This is a genomic window from Pediococcus ethanolidurans, assembly GCF_964062635.1.
GTDB lineage: Bacteria > Bacillota > Bacilli > Lactobacillales > Lactobacillaceae > Pediococcus > Pediococcus ethanolidurans.
On record NZ_OZ061250.1, the window covers coordinates 1,029,216 to 1,045,245 of the forward strand.

Annotated in this window: 8 protein-coding genes; all 8 read left to right on the forward strand. The window is 31.7% G+C overall.

What is annotated here, in order from left to right; translation table 11 throughout:
• Window positions 1–16 precede the first annotated feature (16 nt).
• The 8 genes from AB3219_RS05115 to AB3219_RS05150 all read left to right on the forward strand — a co-directional run bounded on the left by AB3219_RS05115 (window position 17) and on the right by AB3219_RS05150 (window position 15,938).
• Window positions 17–4,981, forward strand: a complete 4,965-nt coding sequence (locus tag AB3219_RS05115; RefSeq protein ID WP_260365799.1) for a CDP-glycerol glycerophosphotransferase family protein — start codon at window positions 17–19, stop codon at window positions 4,979–4,981.
• A gap of 56 nt (window positions 4,982–5,037) precedes the next feature.
• On the forward strand, window positions 5,038–6,507 hold the full coding sequence (locus AB3219_RS05120; RefSeq protein ID WP_260365800.1) for a hypothetical protein: 1,470 nt from the start codon (window positions 5,038–5,040) through the stop codon (window positions 6,505–6,507).
• Between the two features lie 143 nt (window positions 6,508–6,650).
• Window positions 6,651–8,159 carry a hypothetical protein gene (locus tag AB3219_RS05125; protein ID WP_260365801.1) on the forward strand — a complete coding sequence of 503 codons (1,509 nt, stop codon included), beginning with the start codon at window positions 6,651–6,653 and terminating at the stop codon, window positions 8,157–8,159.
• A 358-nt stretch (window positions 8,160–8,517) separates the two neighbouring features.
• On the forward strand, window positions 8,518–10,074 hold the full coding sequence (istA, locus tag AB3219_RS05130; protein WP_260365802.1) for an IS21 family transposase: 1,557 nt from the start codon (window positions 8,518–8,520) through the stop codon (window positions 10,072–10,074).
• Complete coding sequence (gene istB, locus AB3219_RS05135; protein ID WP_216753348.1) at window positions 10,074–10,823, forward strand: IS21-like element helper ATPase IstB; 750 nt, start codon at window positions 10,074–10,076, stop codon at window positions 10,821–10,823. The genes istA and istB overlap by 1 nt, the downstream gene beginning before the upstream one ends.
• 365 nt (window positions 10,824–11,188) lie before the next feature.
• Window positions 11,189–12,124 carry a hypothetical protein gene (locus AB3219_RS05140; protein ID WP_367369342.1) on the forward strand — a complete coding sequence of 312 codons (936 nt, stop codon included), beginning with the start codon at window positions 11,189–11,191 and terminating at the stop codon, window positions 12,122–12,124.
• 46 nt (window positions 12,125–12,170) lie between these two features.
• Window positions 12,171–12,884, forward strand: coding sequence for a hypothetical protein (locus AB3219_RS05145; protein ID WP_260365804.1), 714 nt, complete (start codon window positions 12,171–12,173; stop codon window positions 12,882–12,884).
• A 213-nt stretch (window positions 12,885–13,097) separates the two neighbouring features.
• Entirely contained in the window at window positions 13,098–15,938 is a 2,841-nt protein-coding gene (locus AB3219_RS05150) for a sulfatase-like hydrolase/transferase (RefSeq protein WP_260365805.1), read from the forward strand.
• Window positions 15,939–16,030: the final 92 nt, after the last annotated feature.

A 16,030-nucleotide genomic window follows, 5' to 3' on the forward strand; every position in this document is an offset into this window, starting at 1 on the left:
TGAGGAGTGGAATTGATTGAAAACGTTTCAGAAAGGCAAATTAAGTGTTATTGTTCCTTGCTATAACGTTGAGGAATTTATTAGAGAATGTTTGAATTCTTTGGTTAATCAAACATATAAAAATATAGAAGTTATCATGGTAGATGATGGATCCCCAGATAATACCGGCACTATTTTAGATGAATATGATAAAAAATATACAAACTTTCATGCAATTCATACTGAAAATGGTGGATTAAGTGCTGCTCGCAATGCAGGATTGCCATATATTACTGGTGAATATATGGCCTTTGTGGATTCAGATGATGTGGTGCTCGAAAATGCGTACGAACTTTTAATTGGTTCGTTAATGCAAACTGGATCCGAAATGGCGTCTGGATTTGTTCAAAGATTTAATTCACATCGTGTTTATTCTTCAGGACTTCACAAAAAAGCAATTCCTGAAACAATATTAAAAACAAATATAAATGAATCCACTTTTTTGGTTTATGATACAACGGCTTGGAATAAGGTATACAAGTCTGAACTGTTTTTGAACAACAACCTGCGTTTTCCAGTTGGATTGACGTATGAGGACATTCCAGTTTCAATGCAATTGCATTTGTTGGCTAAAAGTGTTGATGTGATTGCAGAACCAGTTTATTTGTGGCGAGTAAGAGAATCTTCGAACCAATCTATAACTCAAAAACGAGAAAGTCTTAAGTTATTCAATGATCGTACGAAGACCGTCAAAATGGCACAAGACGCCATCGAAAAATTAGGCGGATCAGCAGAACTTAAAGGAGCGTTCAATTTTAAAGTTTTAGATTTAGATATTGCAATGTATTTAAATAGTTTTCAAAGTGCTAATGAAGAAACACTATTTAAATTCCAAAAAGCAGTATATAAATTTTTGCGTGATTATAATTTAGATGATATTAAAAAGCTGGATGTTCGAAAACAAATCCAATATTATTCTTTGTTGGAAGGAAACTTTAAAGATTTTAAGCGTTATGGTTATCAATGGAACGATATTGGTAAGATTAAATTATATGATAAAAGAAATTATGAATATAAAAATGATTTAATTAGTGAAAGCGTGTGTGAAAGCATTTCAGTAGATAACGCTATATTGTTTCAGCAGGCTATTACAAGCGTTAGAAATATTAAGGAACAAGTAATTATTAGAGGTACACTTAAATTAAAATCGAGAGCAACCCTACCAAAAATTTCTAAAAGTATAAAAGCATTTCTTGTAAATGAGCAAACAAAATTAGAAATCCCTATTGATTTTAAATTAATTTGGAAAAGAACAAAAAAATCTTTTTTTCTCAAAAAGGCTCCAACAAGTTTTCAAATCTTTTTTAATATTGAAAACGCTAGGGAAAAAATTGGTTTAGGCACGTGGAAAATAAGAATTGAATTAGCTGAAAAGAATATATTCATCAAGGATTATCTCAAGAATCCGAAAAAAATGCGAAAAATGATTTTTTTGCCATTTGAAAGTCAAACTTTTTTGTTAACAAATAATTTTAATCGTCGTTGGGAACTTTTGTTTAACGTTAAAAGTAAACAAAATAATTTTGTGATAAATAATAATCGTATTAAAGATATTCACATGAAGAATGGAGAAATAATTGCAACTGCTTTTATTAAGTCTAATATATTAAATCCAAAATTTAATTTTGTTACTAAAGAAAACAATATTTTTCCAAGTTTAGAAAAAGCAATTGAGGGTAACAGTAATGGATATATTGAATATTTGTTAAAGTGGAAAATCACTACTTTATTATCAGATACAGTGGTTAAGGGCAAAATAATTGTGAATGATGGTAGTACCAATGCACGTTTGAATTATAGTTTTCAATCAGCAAAAAAAATCCAAACAATTTTTGAAAAATCAGATTTAAGAATGAAACTTAATTATCAACAAAATGAAATTTCTATTATGCTTGTTAAAGTAAAGTTGATTGTTGATAAAATTAAAATAGATAATTCAGGGCTAGTACATTTATCTTTTCAAAAACCAGAGAATGAGAATATTGATTTGAATGATGTAACTCTTACATTAGGAAGCACCAATGAGAAAAATAGCTATAAAAATTTTGCAACCGTTCATATGAATGAGTCTGGAAATTACGTAGCATCGTTTAATTTGTTTGATAAAAATAAAAAAGCATTAATTTTAAGTAATACTTACAATATTTATTTAGATGAAAAAAGTAAAAAAAGACGTCGTCATTATATAGTAATGACGAATCAGATGGAAAGCAAAGATCTTGGACAAATTATTCGGCCATTATTTATAGCAAAAATTGGAGTAACTGCAAATGGTTTGATGGTAATTAAAATGAAGCAAAAGTGGACAAAAATTGATGGTACACGTATTCGACGTGCTTTTAATTATTCACTTCTGTATCCATTAATGCGTTTGTTACCATTGGAATCCAAAACTGTGATGTTTGAAAGCTTGTGGGGTGCGTATCTCAACGATAATCCTAAATCTATTTATGATTATTGGAAGAAAAATTATCCAAATTATAAATTTGTATGGTCTTTTAAAGATCTAGCAACACCTGATGAAGCAGGAATAGTAGCAGTTCGAAAATTTAGTTTCAAGTATTGGTATTACTTGGCGCGAGCTAAGTATTTTATAGAAAACACTAATTTCCCAAATCAGTATGCTAAACGCAAAGGCCAAATTGAAGTGCAAACACTACATGGTACATTTATGAAGACTATGGGGTTTGATGAACCGCAATTTCGTAAAGGTTCTGCTAAAACGCAAAGAAACTTCATGAAACGAAATGCACGTTGGGATTATTTAATTTCTCCTTCTGAATACATGGATGAGATTGCCACGCACGCGTTTGATTATCACAAAGAAATTTTACAAGTTGGGTTTCCAAGAAACGATATTTTAATAAATAAAAATAAAAAACCGTATATTGATAAACTAAAAAAGAAAATGGGACTACCAGACAACAAAAAAATAATTCTGTACGCTCCCACTTTTCGTCAGAATGGTGTTGTAGATCTTGAACTAGACATCGAAAAATTACAGAAATCACTTAGTAAGGATTATGTCCTACTAGTGCGTTTACACTATTTAGTAGCAAATGCAATTGATTTGCACCAGTTTAGTGGATTTGCAATAGATATGTCTGCCTATGAAAGTATTGAAGAGCTATATTTGGTGTCTGACGTTTTAATTACAGATTATAGTTCAGTAATGTTTGACTATGGATATTTACAAAGGCCAATGATTTTCTTTACTTATGATTTGAATTGGTACTTGGATTCGCATAATCGTGGCGTATATCTAGATTATGTGCATACTGTTCCTGGACCAGTACTTAAAACTACTAATCAAATTGTAAATCAATTGCTACATTTTGATGAGTTAAAAATGAGATATCATGATCAGTTAATAGATTTTTATAATCGATTTTGTTTGTACGGTCGTGATGGTAAAGCTGCAGAACATACTGTACAGACTCTTTTGAATAATAAGCCATTAGCATACAAACAAGATTATGAACGTAACCTTTTATCAACAAAGTTTACTCATTTTCTTGGTCTGACTGATTTAAAATTGGATTTATTTAATTATTTTGGGCAGCATACTACAAGACGTAATATTGTTATTTTCGAAAGCTTTAAAGGCGACAGTTATAGTGATAGTCCAAGAGCAGTTTATGAATACATGAAGCAAAACAAACCGGAATATAAATTAATTTGGAACATCAATCGAACTCAAAAAGATTATTTTGATAAACATCATATTCCGTATGTAGTTAGAGATGGTTATAGGGGCATTTTAACTAAAGTTCGTGCAAAATATTGGTTTACTAATTCACAGATGGAAAAGAACTGGAAAAAGCCGCATGGCATGAAACTCATTCAGACAAGTAAAGGGACCCCATTGAAAAAAGTGGGAGCCGACGTAATGACTGATTTTATACCTGGACAAACAATTACTAAATATCAACAAGGACAAGTATATGATGCTCGCAAATGGGATTACTTAGTAACTGGAAATGAATATGGTACAAAGATATTGCAAAACGCGTATCGCAAAGAAACAAGACAAATGATTAAGAGCGGATTACCAAAGAATGACCGGTTACTTAATATAGACGAGAAAAAGAAAATTCAAATAACTCATGATTTGAATATTTCTCAAAAGTGTAAGGTAGTCCTGTATGCTCCAACTTGGCGAGATGATGAAGTTCTTAATGTAGATAAATATATGGCCTCATTACGTTTGAATATTGATCAAGTGATTAAAGCCTTACCTAAGGACACTTTACTACTAGTTAGATTTCATAGTATTGTCGCGGCAAATCGACCAGATATAAGTCAGTATGGGCAAAATGTTATAGATGTTACTGATTATGCTGATGTAACCGATATATTGGCAATAACGAACATTTTGATTACAGATTATTCTTCACTTATTTTTGATTTTATGAATTTAAAACGACCAATTATTCTTTTTGCGGATGATGTTGAGCGTTATGCGCAACAAACAAGAGGGATGTATATTGACTATTATAAAGATTTACCTGGATTTTTTGCATCAACTACTGATGAAGTTGTTGGATACTTAGTTGAACTATTAAAAACGCCAAAACTGCCAGATAACTTTATGAAACTTTATAAAAAATATTGTTCATGGGAAAATGGTAGTTCAACAAGGGAACTTCTTGAGTTCGTTTTTAATGAGAAAAAATATTTAATTAAGCAGACTAAATCTAACTTAATTGGGGAAAAAGTTTTTATTGATGATGGAGCGCAAATGTGGTCCAAGGTGTATATAGGTTCAAGAACACACCTAATTCAAAATATCGATAAACAAAGTAAAAATTATGTTGTTGAAAAAGTAGCGGGGCTTACTGATCCAATTCGAGGAGAGTCAACTGGCAGACTTTTTGCTGAATTAAAAATTGAAAATGTAAAAGGATGGATTGCTTTAAAGGATTTAAGTTTGAAAGAATAAAAGTAAGAATGGTTAGTGAATATTTTTTTAATTAGGTTTTACTCGGGGGGAGTATTTTGAATAAATTATTTTTAAAGGGAAGAAACTTCTATTTTATTGGGATTTTTCTTTATTTTGTTTGTTTTAGATTTTTTCTAATACTGTGTAGTGATGATTATTTTTGGGTAGGCAATAAGGGGCAGTATCTTTTGCACCATTTCTTTATTGGCAATGCAACTTTTGGTGGAAGTGGTAATGGTAGATATTTAGGGAGTATACTCGAAATTTATTCGGTTAGGCATCTCATTATTGCAATGTTAGCTTATGGATTTTTTTTAACTCTTTTAATATATTTGATTTATAAGATTGCTGGATCAAATTTTTCTTCATTGATTTTAGGAATACTAGGAATCCTGTTAATACCTAAAGGTTTGTTTACAGATGTGATTGCATGGAATGCAGCTTTTGTGAATTACGTTCCACCAATGGTGACAGCTCTATTCTTTATTTGGACCAATATGGAGAAGCATAGAGACACATTTAGTTTTTCCGTTTTTATGGGTATTGTGATGCTATGCGGTCAGTTGTTTTTAGAAAGTATGACTGTCTATCAGTTACTATTGGTGGCTTGTACAGTAGTTTGCCAAAAGGTTTTTACCAGAGAAAGAATTGCTAAGTATAACTATTTTGCTCTAACTGGCACGTTAATTGGTACATTTCTGATGATAATTAACCCGTCATACTATATGATCAGTAACTCTAGTTATCGTCAAACTACCCATGGAATTATACAAATTATTAATAATTATATTTTTCAAACACATTTTTATTTTTTAACATTTAATGGTTTGTTGAACGCTTTGATTGCAGCTCTTTTTATTTTAATTTTGCTCTGTAAAAGTCGTGTTCGATTGAGAAAAATAATCATTACTATATTGAGTGGTTATTTAGCGTATTTTGTCTTTATCAATACTTATGTGAATTATAAGTCTGTCACACCATTATTTGTGATAAATAATTTAAGTGTTCATATTGCGTATTTGGATACTTTTGTTATGACTTCTTTTTGGTTTCTAATTATTTTACTAACGCTATATTTATTACCAATAAAATTGAAAGTAATGGTAATTCTTTTTCAGATTTCAGGCGGAATCACCGCAGGTCCTTATCTAATCGTTGCAAGTCCATTGAGAATTAGAGAATATTTTGGTAATTATATCTTTATGTTGTTAGTTGCCTTACTGATTGCCGACTATGCAATACAACTAGTCTTAAAAGGTATAAAATTTGATTTTTCTAAATTTAAATTTTTCAGTGCCCTTTTAGTGAGCTTGTTAGCACTAAATTTAATATTCGTAATGAGTATTAACCATCATGTTAATACGATAAGAACGAACGACGTAACATGGTTAAATTCAAATAAGGCACTTACAAAACATGTTCCGTTCAGAAATCATGTAAAAAATCTTGATATGTTAAATGCTCAATTTAAATTCTATTATAAGGATCGTCATGACATGACATTTGTACAAAGATTATTGCATTAATATTGTTTCAGTGAATGAAAACAAATAATTTATATTGAACTGTATTTTTAATTCAAAGATGAAGCATTGTGCTTAAACTAAAATAGTATTTAAGAAGAGTTAGGTTGACAGCACTAAGTATAGTTTAAAGGAGAACCCAATTAATGAGCAGAATGTACAGTAAGAGAAGAATTGATATTTATTGGTTATTCGCTATCTTAATAACTAGTATTGCTATCGGGTTTTCTTTGAGATCAATTCCAGGATATACCGGTATTGCATCACATGACTCTTCCATGTTTCAATATTTTGGAAGACTGATGAATCATGGTTACGTACCATATGTTGATATGTTTGATCATAAAGGACCGTTGTTATTCTTTATTAATGCGTTAGGTCATTTATCTTTTCACGGTTTTGAATTTTTGTGGTTTATAGAAATTCTTTCAATATTTGTAACATTAATGTTTAGTTATTTTAGTGCCCGTTTTTTTACTAATCCTGGAGCAGCTGGTATTGGAATTATAGTAACCTCGGTTATCTATGCGAATACTTTAATGGGTGGCAATTATAGTGAGGAGTATGCTTTACCGTTAATTAGCATTAGTCTGTTTTTAGTAAGCAGATTTTTCATAAAAAAAGATGCACGTATTTATGTTCCTTTTTTATTTGGTTTAACGGGTGTGCTAGTTATTTTTCTGCGTGCAAATATGATTATTTTGTGGGGAATTGGAACAGTAGCAGTAATAGGATATTTAATTGTATCTAAGGATGAAAAAACACTTTGGAAAATGATTTTGTATGCTGTATTGGGAGGATTAGCAGCGGCAATTCCATTTTTGATTTATTGTTTGATGACGAACTCTCTGTCACAAATGGTATATCAAGCGTTTAAATTTAATGTTTTGTATGTGCAGCATACTAAAGGAATTGGGTTATCAAATGTGCTTTTGTTCTTTTTTAAATTATTTGTTAATCATGGTTGGTTGTTAATAATTATTGTACAACCTTTGATATTTTTTAGATTTTGGAAAAATAATCAAACAAATTCTAAATGGTCTTTGATGACTATATACAGTTATGGGATTTTGAATCTTGTGTCGGTGGTACTCTCGCAAAGAGAATATCCTCATTATTTGTTAACGGAAATACCTTTTTTAATTATTATAGTGTCAATGCTTGCAAGTGAAATGTTCAGGCTATCAGGTAGTAAACGTTTCATAACTTTAATCGGTGTTTTTGCTATAATTATAATAACTGGTTTGCCATCTCTAAAAGAATTGAAAGAAACCTATACGCACCAAAATATACCATTTTATTGGACAAGAGACACAAAACTAGTTGCATTCTATATTAAAAGAAATACATCAAGTGAAGATACTATTTATGTACATGAAAAAGATGCTAATATTTATAATATTGCAAAGCGAAAGTCTAATTCGAAGTTTTTCACACTACCTGCAGTTAATTTAGATGAATTTCCGAAACTTAAATCTGAGTTTATTCAAGGAATGAGAAGGAAAAAGCCAACATTTATTATAACTTGGGCGGGATTTTTAAAGCAAAAACAATATAGAATTGGAACATCACAGTATGAATTGCAAAAAATTATAAAGAATAAATATAAAAATACTTATAATGACTATTTTTATAATGTTTATGAATTAAAGTAGGCTTGATTGGAGTTATACTCCAAGAAATAAGAGACAAGCGTTGTACAGTGAATTTAAATAAAAACGCCATAAATAAACAATTATCAATTAGAATTATACGAATTGATGGCTGTTTATTTTGTTTTGATCGATTCTTATTGTCGATTGTTCAGAGAACTTTTGTCTAATATGAGTAGAGCAAGTGAAGCATATTATCTCAGTTAACAAGGTGATAAGCTTTGTAACTGCTAAACTAAAGTGAGCCAATTTTGATCAATAAGATTGAACCAAATACGCTCAATAAGATTGAGCCACCAACATGAATATCAATCTTATTCCAGTACAATGAATGAATACATTGTTCTGGAGGTCGAAAAAGGTGAGAAAATTAGCATTATACTCAAAAATCATAGATTTAAAACAGCAAGGTTTTTCAAGAAGACAAATCGCGTTCCAATTAGGCATATCAAGGAACACCGTTAAGACCTATCTTGATCGTGATGAAACAGAGATGTCCGAATGGCTTGCATCAACACGCAATCGTAAAAAAGTTTTGGACGACCATCAAACAACCGTTTTAAAATGGTTAAAAAGTAATCCTGATATGTCGGCAGCCCAAGTATGCGACTGGCTAGAAGAAAGAAATTATGGTCATTATGCGGAAAGCACTGTTCGTCGTTACGTTAGTGATTTACGCGTCAAATACAAAATTGACAAGCATAGCAAGCGACGTCAGTACGAGGCTGTCCCAGAATTACCAATGGGGCTTCAAGGACAAGTAGACTTTGGGCAAACTTGGCAAACAACTACCTCCGGCAGTCGTATCAAACTATATTTCTATGCTTTTGTTTTAGCTCATTCCCGGTACAAGTATGTAGAATGGCAGTTAACGCCGTTCGTAACGGACGACTTAATTAGGTGCCTTCAACACACATTCACGTTTTTAGGCGGTAAGCCTAAGCAAATTGTTTATGATCAAGATCGAATTATTGTTGTTAGTGAAAATAACGGTGATATTATCTTTACTCAGGCTTTCCAAGCATTTAGACAGACTGAACACTTTGAAGCGATAGAATGTCGTGGCTTTGATCCAGAAACTAAGGGAAAAATTGAGAATGTCGTTAAGTTTGTCAAAACTAGCTTTGCGCGTGGCCGTGTTTTCAGAGATCTCGAAACTTGGAATAACGAATCTATGGAATGGCTAAAACGTCGAGGCAACGGTAAACAGCATAATGGAACGAAACAAGTTCCAACAGTTGCCTTTCAAGAAGAACAAAAGCATCTTCAATCAATTACCAGTCATCAACAAACTACACTAGATTTATTAGAAAGAACCATCCGTAAAGATAACACTATTATGTATGGTAGCAATCGTTATAGTGTTCCCTTTGGTTCATATGACGTTCATGGTCGAAAGGTTATTTTAAAGCTTAAGCTTTCACAATTAAAGATTCTTGATAAAAAGACAGGTGAAGTACTGGCTGAGCACGAAGTGTCAGCTGCAAAGGGAAAACTAATTCAAAGCTCGCTGCATCGTCGTGATCGTAACGCTGGAATACCTAAACTAATGAAGCAAGTAATTAATTCATTTAGTGATGTGAGTGTGGCAGAAACATTCGTACAGCAGTTGCATGAGAAATATCCACGTTATATTCGTGATCAGCTACACGTGCTGTTACGTCTTCGCAATGAATATTCAAAAATTGAAATGGATCATGCTTTAGCATTTAATCTCAAGAATAATTTAATTAGTGCAACTGATTTTAAAGCCTCGATTGAAATGCTTCCAGCATACGAAGCACATTTAAATCGTTTACAAGCCGAGACAGTTGAAAAGATGCCAATGTCTAAAGATACGCAAGCCAAACTAGAGACGATTAGACCAGAAGTTCGTTCATTAGACATCTACACAAAAATATTACGAGGTGAAGGCTAATGGAGCAACTAAAAGAAGTGCAGGGCATCATGCAGGAATTACGTTTGAGTGCCACAGCCAAGGAGATTCCCACCTTAATTCAACAAGCCAATACAGACGCGAGCACTTATGGCGATTTTATTCTAACAGTAATGCGATATGAACAGCAATCACGAGCCGAGAAGGCCCGTTTACGACGATTAACATGGGCTGCGTTGCCCTATCAACGCTCTTTGGATGAGTTCGATCTTGAGGTACAAACCGCCCTAACTCAAAAACAAATGAACGAACTACGTAGTCTAAACTGGGTGGATCAAAGTTACAATCTGATCTTACTAGGTCCAACCGGAGTGGGCAAAACATTTCTTTCCATTGGCTTATGTGTGGAAGCCATCGAAAAAGGATATAGTGCACTTTTCATAACAATAGGAGATCTTGTAAAGTTACTAAAAACTGAGGCCATCTCTAGGCAATCACAAGTGCGATTAAGACGCCTGTATAAGGCTGATTTAATTGTTTTAGATGATCTAATGTTTATGGCATTAGATAAACAAGAAGCAAACTTTTTCTTTCATTTCATCAATAAGTTGTATGAACAGACATCTTTTGTTATTACATCAAACAAAAGCCCTGAACAATGGGGTGAAGTGATTGGCGATGAAATTATCACCGGAGCTTTTTTGGACCGGATGGTTCAAAAGTCTCAAATCATTGAATTGACTGGTGAAAGTTACCGTGTAACACACCGACAAACAATTTTTAGTGATTAGTAGAATTAATCAAGTAACGAATTTTGTATAAATTTTATAACTTATGAATAAAAGTGGCTCAATCTTAATGAGCAAAATATAGGCAAAGTGGCTCAATCTTAATGAGCAAAAATGGATCAATTGAACTTGACGGCTACAAGCTTTTCCAATCTTCACAATGTGAATAGTTTAAAAACGAATAACAGAAAAGTGACGCATATGATTTTAAGCCAGCACTGGAATAGAACCAAAAAGTAGTTAGAAGTTGAAGTTAAAATTAAAATTAATTAGAGACATTACTTACTAACACTTGACACGTACAAGAACTTAATTTGAATTGCAATTAACGATATAAAGATATAAAATGATTTTTTGGAGGAGTAGAGATGGTGAATATTAGAAATCTATCTATAGTTGTATTTATTACTTTTGTGATTGAGGCAACCCTTTGTGGATCCGTAAGTGCAAATACGCGAATCACGAAAACAACAACTGGAGATTATAGTACGGTTCGAATTAAAAGCAGTGCGTATAATGTGTACGATTATCCACGTGCTTTAAAGAAGAACTCTAAATTTTTACATTATGGTAAAAGTTATCATGGAACAAATTTTTATAAAACGAAGATATTGAAATTATCTAATGGTGCAAGCTACGTAAGACTTGCTAAAGTTGATGGGAAACTGTATGGATACATCAATCTTAAAGCGGTTGCCAAGTATTTAACAATTAAAAATGTTAAAAGTGTAAGTTATGAAGCGCAATTAAATACATCGAATAATAATTTTTATAGTCAGCCCAATGATACGAGTTATAAAACTAAAGTAACTCATTACGCTAAAAATTATCGTGGAGTTTCTTTACAGATTAAAAAAGAAGAAACTAGAACAGCTGATGGATCAGTTTATGCATATGCAACTGCTGGAAACTGGCATGCTTGGATTTATAAAAAAGCAATAACTAAAATACCAGTAATTATAAATAAATCGCAAGATAACGTTATGACAACATTTCCTTGGGCAGATGTTTCTAATCTGTTTGTGCCGCAGGCAAGTTCATATATAGCAGACCGTTCTAAAAACAGTTCATATAGTACGGCGACCAATAAATATTCTACAGAAAAACCTAGAGTAATTTCAATCGCAAGAACGTCCAATAATAAAATTAAATATTCAAAATTTAAAACAGATGTATTTTTACCAACAGAATTTTATAATCAATCACTGGCAACTTTTGAAAATCTGGCAATCCATAATAATTATGCGTACGTATCTTATGTATCTAGTAGTAATCAAAGGGTTTTATTGTTCGGTATGATCTAAAAAAATTCATAATATGAACTTAGATAATGGGAAAGATACTTTAAGAATGATAAATTATTATGTTACGCATTCATTAAGTTCGACGTATTATAAGAATAAAGCAGCAGAATATAACAAATATGCTTCTGTTTATAAAGTAGGTCCTACATTTTATATTGGACATGGACAATCTTTAGCATACAATACTAGTGGTTCAAATCCTGGCCTGTATATTAATGGAGATACGTTAAATGGAAAAATGAGAAACGATGGGTATAATAGCCTTATTCATATAAACTCTGATACGCTTGTTCCGGATAAGAGTTATAGTTTTCAACTACAACAATGGGGAACCGCAAAATATACATTTCACCAGTTAACATTTGATAACTCAGGGAATTTTTATTGTGCAGCTAAAACTTCGTATAAAGGCAACTCTGAACTGATGTTGTTTAAAGGTAAATTTGATGGAGACAGTGTCAGTGTTCAGCAAAGTAAGCAGCGTATTTATCCTTTCATTGACTCAAAATCATTGCAATCTGTTAGTTATAACAAAAGTAATAATCGTTTATATGTCATTGCAAATGACGCGTATATCTCATTACCACTTAACAAATGGGATGCTTTGAGTGCAAGTGATATCGATTATTCTGTTTTAAATGTTAAACGTGAAACTGAGGATATGGAATTTAACAGTTCTTCTGATGGTGACGCAGGAATTCCATATTTATTGTTGAATCGAAGCCCAGAACTACTTAAAGGTACAAATACAAATTTTTAGAACTAGTTTTGGCCAGTTAAATGGAAATTATAGGTAGATTCATGAAAATAGTGAGTAAACCAAATGGTTTTGCTCACTGTTTTACTTATATAATATTTCGTTCGGATAATATATAAGTCAGTAAAATTCAACTTGAATCGATTTTTAAATCTGTTAAGTTGCTTTCAATGATAAAATAAAAATTGGTTAATTAAAATTGAAAGAGGAATTCTAATGAGAAGATTTATAGATAGACTTCAATTTAAAAATTTATTGTTAGGTGGAGGATTGTTGGCTGCTGTTCTGGGTGATCTAATTATTGATAAAGGCCTTGGTATGTTTTCACATGTCGAGTTGGCAAGGCTAATAGAAGTAATAGCCGCTTTGAAGCCAGCACTAGTAGTAATAGCTGTCTATTGCGTGATGCATTCACTAGTAATAAAGAATTGGACTGTTAAATATTTTTTAATGATTTATTTAGTAATTGTTAGTGTGACGGTCCCTTCAGTATTAATTTCGATGGCGATTGATGTACGGACAATGAATTGGACAAATGCGTTTAAGTCGGTCTTTCCGTTTCTTTTTCGTGATTATTTCTACTTGGGATTATTTCTACTTGGTGTTTTAGCAATACCACTTTTAAAAAGTATAGTGAACAGACTGAATAATAAAGCAAGAAAGATAACGGTACTTGCTACTATTGTAATGGGAGTTGCTTCAAGTCTCCTACTATTAAATCACCCAAGTGTTAGTTTGCTTATTTGGGTGTGTATCGGAATTGTGGATTCTGTGGTTAATTTAAATTATGCTGAACGAAAGTTTTCTTTGTATACAATTAGTTTAATTGGAATTTTTATTTTAATGATAGCTGGTGTGTTTGGTTCATTTAATTATCGAATCTCAATTGTTAGTAATTTGGCACCATTATTTGCATTAATTCTTAGTATAAATATGACTGAAGAAGATGAAAGTATTGAGTTTGACAAAAGTAAAAAAATTCAAATTTTACTTTTATTGCCATTAGTCGTAATTTTTACAAATCCATTGTTATTGAATCTAAGTCGCAATTTCTTTATCGGTTATTTCAAACCGATTCAAATCGGTTGGCTTTGGTTATTTGCAATCTTAATTGTTAGTTTTCTTGCATTGTATGGCTATAGTTATGTGGTGAGTGAGACTTTTAACGACTTAATGGATGGTAAACACTCAATTAAGGGATCTGTGCCGTTAATTGTTATTTCAGTTATAACTATGTATATAATTTATAATTATTCTGAATTTTATGCTTTAGGTTTTAATGCAATGATAAAGCAGCAGAATGGTCGTATTTACCTAGCGTTTTTAAACTTATTATTGGTTGTATTGTGGTATTTTATATTGAGCACGGTAATCAACCGTTTTTGGATAAGCACAACATTGTTTTGTGCGGTGATGATTGGCTTTTCGTTTGCAAATGTTCAAAAAATTCAGTATCGAAATGAGCCAATAATCTATCCAGATTTGGCGATGGTTAAATCGTTACCAGAAATTATTAAGATGGTTAATGTTCAATTAATTATTTTGATGTTGATTGGTATTTTAGCACTCTTGATTTTAGCTTTCTTCTTGCAGACACGCGTACTAAAAGGAAAACTTTTTAAGTTTATTCCTCGTGTACTTATATTTATCGCATCGGGAATTTTATTATGGCAATTCAGTATTGTTGAAAATCAGATGAATTTAAACGCATGGCTTAATAAAAAGAATGATATCAGTAATCCAATTGCTAATATGATTGTTACAGCTGGGTATACGGCGCATCCAGAGAATCTTGGGCATAATGCCCAGGCTTATGGTCCGGCACTTGTGTTCACAAGTACTGAAATTATTAAAACCATGGACAAACCATCAGGATATTCTAAAATAGCTGTTAATAAAGTGGTTTCCAAGTATCAAAAACTAGCTGATAAAATTAATAAAAAACGAAAGAATAATAATTTGAATAAACAAACGGTTATTTATATATTAAGTGAGAGCTATGCTGATCCGCGAAGGGTACCAAGTGTTAAACTTTCTTCAGATCCAATTCCTTATATGGAAACTTTGAAATCAAATAACACGTCTGGTCTGATGTACTCCTCAGGTTATGGAGGTGGAACTGCCAACATTGAATTTGAAGCATTAACAAGTTTATCGATGAATAATTTTGATCCTTCACTTGTTACACCATACGTTTTTTTGGTACCGCGAGTAAATAATTTACCAGTAATAACCGATTTGTTTACTCACAAAAATGCGATTCACCCTTATCAAAGTACTACCTACGATAGAGGAAAGGTTTTTAAAAAATTTGGATTTCAATCATTTCATACCTTAGATAACAGAAATATCGAATATAAAAATAAATTAGGTAAATCGGAATATGTAGATGATCAGTCGGCATTTGATCAAACACTGAAACAGATTAATTCTGTAAAAGGTGGTCAATTTATTCAATTATCTACAATGCAAAATCATATGCCTTATATTAAGGGAACGTATAGTAAAAACGACTTTACCGTTAAAGCCAATTTAAATTCATATAGTATTAATCAAATTGAATCATATACGCAAGGCATTCACTATACTGATTTGGCCTTAAAACAATTTATTGCTAAGGTAGACAAATTAAAAAAACATGTAACGATTGTTTTTTATGGAGATCATTTGCCAGGTGTTTATTCTGGTAAAGCAGTGGATGGAAATAATGCAACAACTGCTCAAGGAAAATTACATCAAACAGATTATTTTATTCATAGTAATTTTGCTACACATAAAGTTACGAATACTAGTGTCGTTTCACCAAATATGTTTACACCAATGGTCTTGGAAAAATTAAATGAAAGAGTTTCTCCGTATTTTGCTTTGCTAACAGAAATTCAAAAGAAAGTTCCTGCTGCAGAACTGAATAAATTTATGAAAAAGAATGGACAATTGATAGATGAGAAAAAATTATCTCATAAATCAAAAGAAATTTTAAAGGATTACAAACTTATTCAGTATGATATCACTGCAGGAAATCAATACTCTCTCAAAACAAAAAATTTTATTAAATAATAAATTGTCGTTTTTTAATTACTGAATTGAAACATAATTTAGTAAATATATAAAGTGTCGATTCCGTTAATTGGAATCGACACTTTTTTATT

What these genes read in the sequence shown, in the direction of transcription:
- AB3219_RS05125 (WP_260365801.1), top strand. Translation starts at nt 6,651, where the DNA reads ATGAGCAGAATGTACAGTAAGAGAAGAATTGATATTTATTGGTTATTC.
- istB (WP_216753348.1), top strand. Translation starts at nt 10,074, where the DNA reads ATGGAGCAACTAAAAGAAGTGCAGGGCATCATGCAGGAATTACGTTTG.
- AB3219_RS05140 (WP_367369342.1), top strand. Translation starts at nt 11,189, where the DNA reads ATGGTGAATATTAGAAATCTATCTATAGTTGTATTTATTACTTTTGTG.
- AB3219_RS05145 (WP_260365804.1), top strand. Translation starts at nt 12,171, where the DNA reads ATGATAAATTATTATGTTACGCATTCATTAAGTTCGACGTATTATAAG.
- AB3219_RS05150 (WP_260365805.1), top strand. Translation starts at nt 13,098, where the DNA reads ATGAGAAGATTTATAGATAGACTTCAATTTAAAAATTTATTGTTAGGT.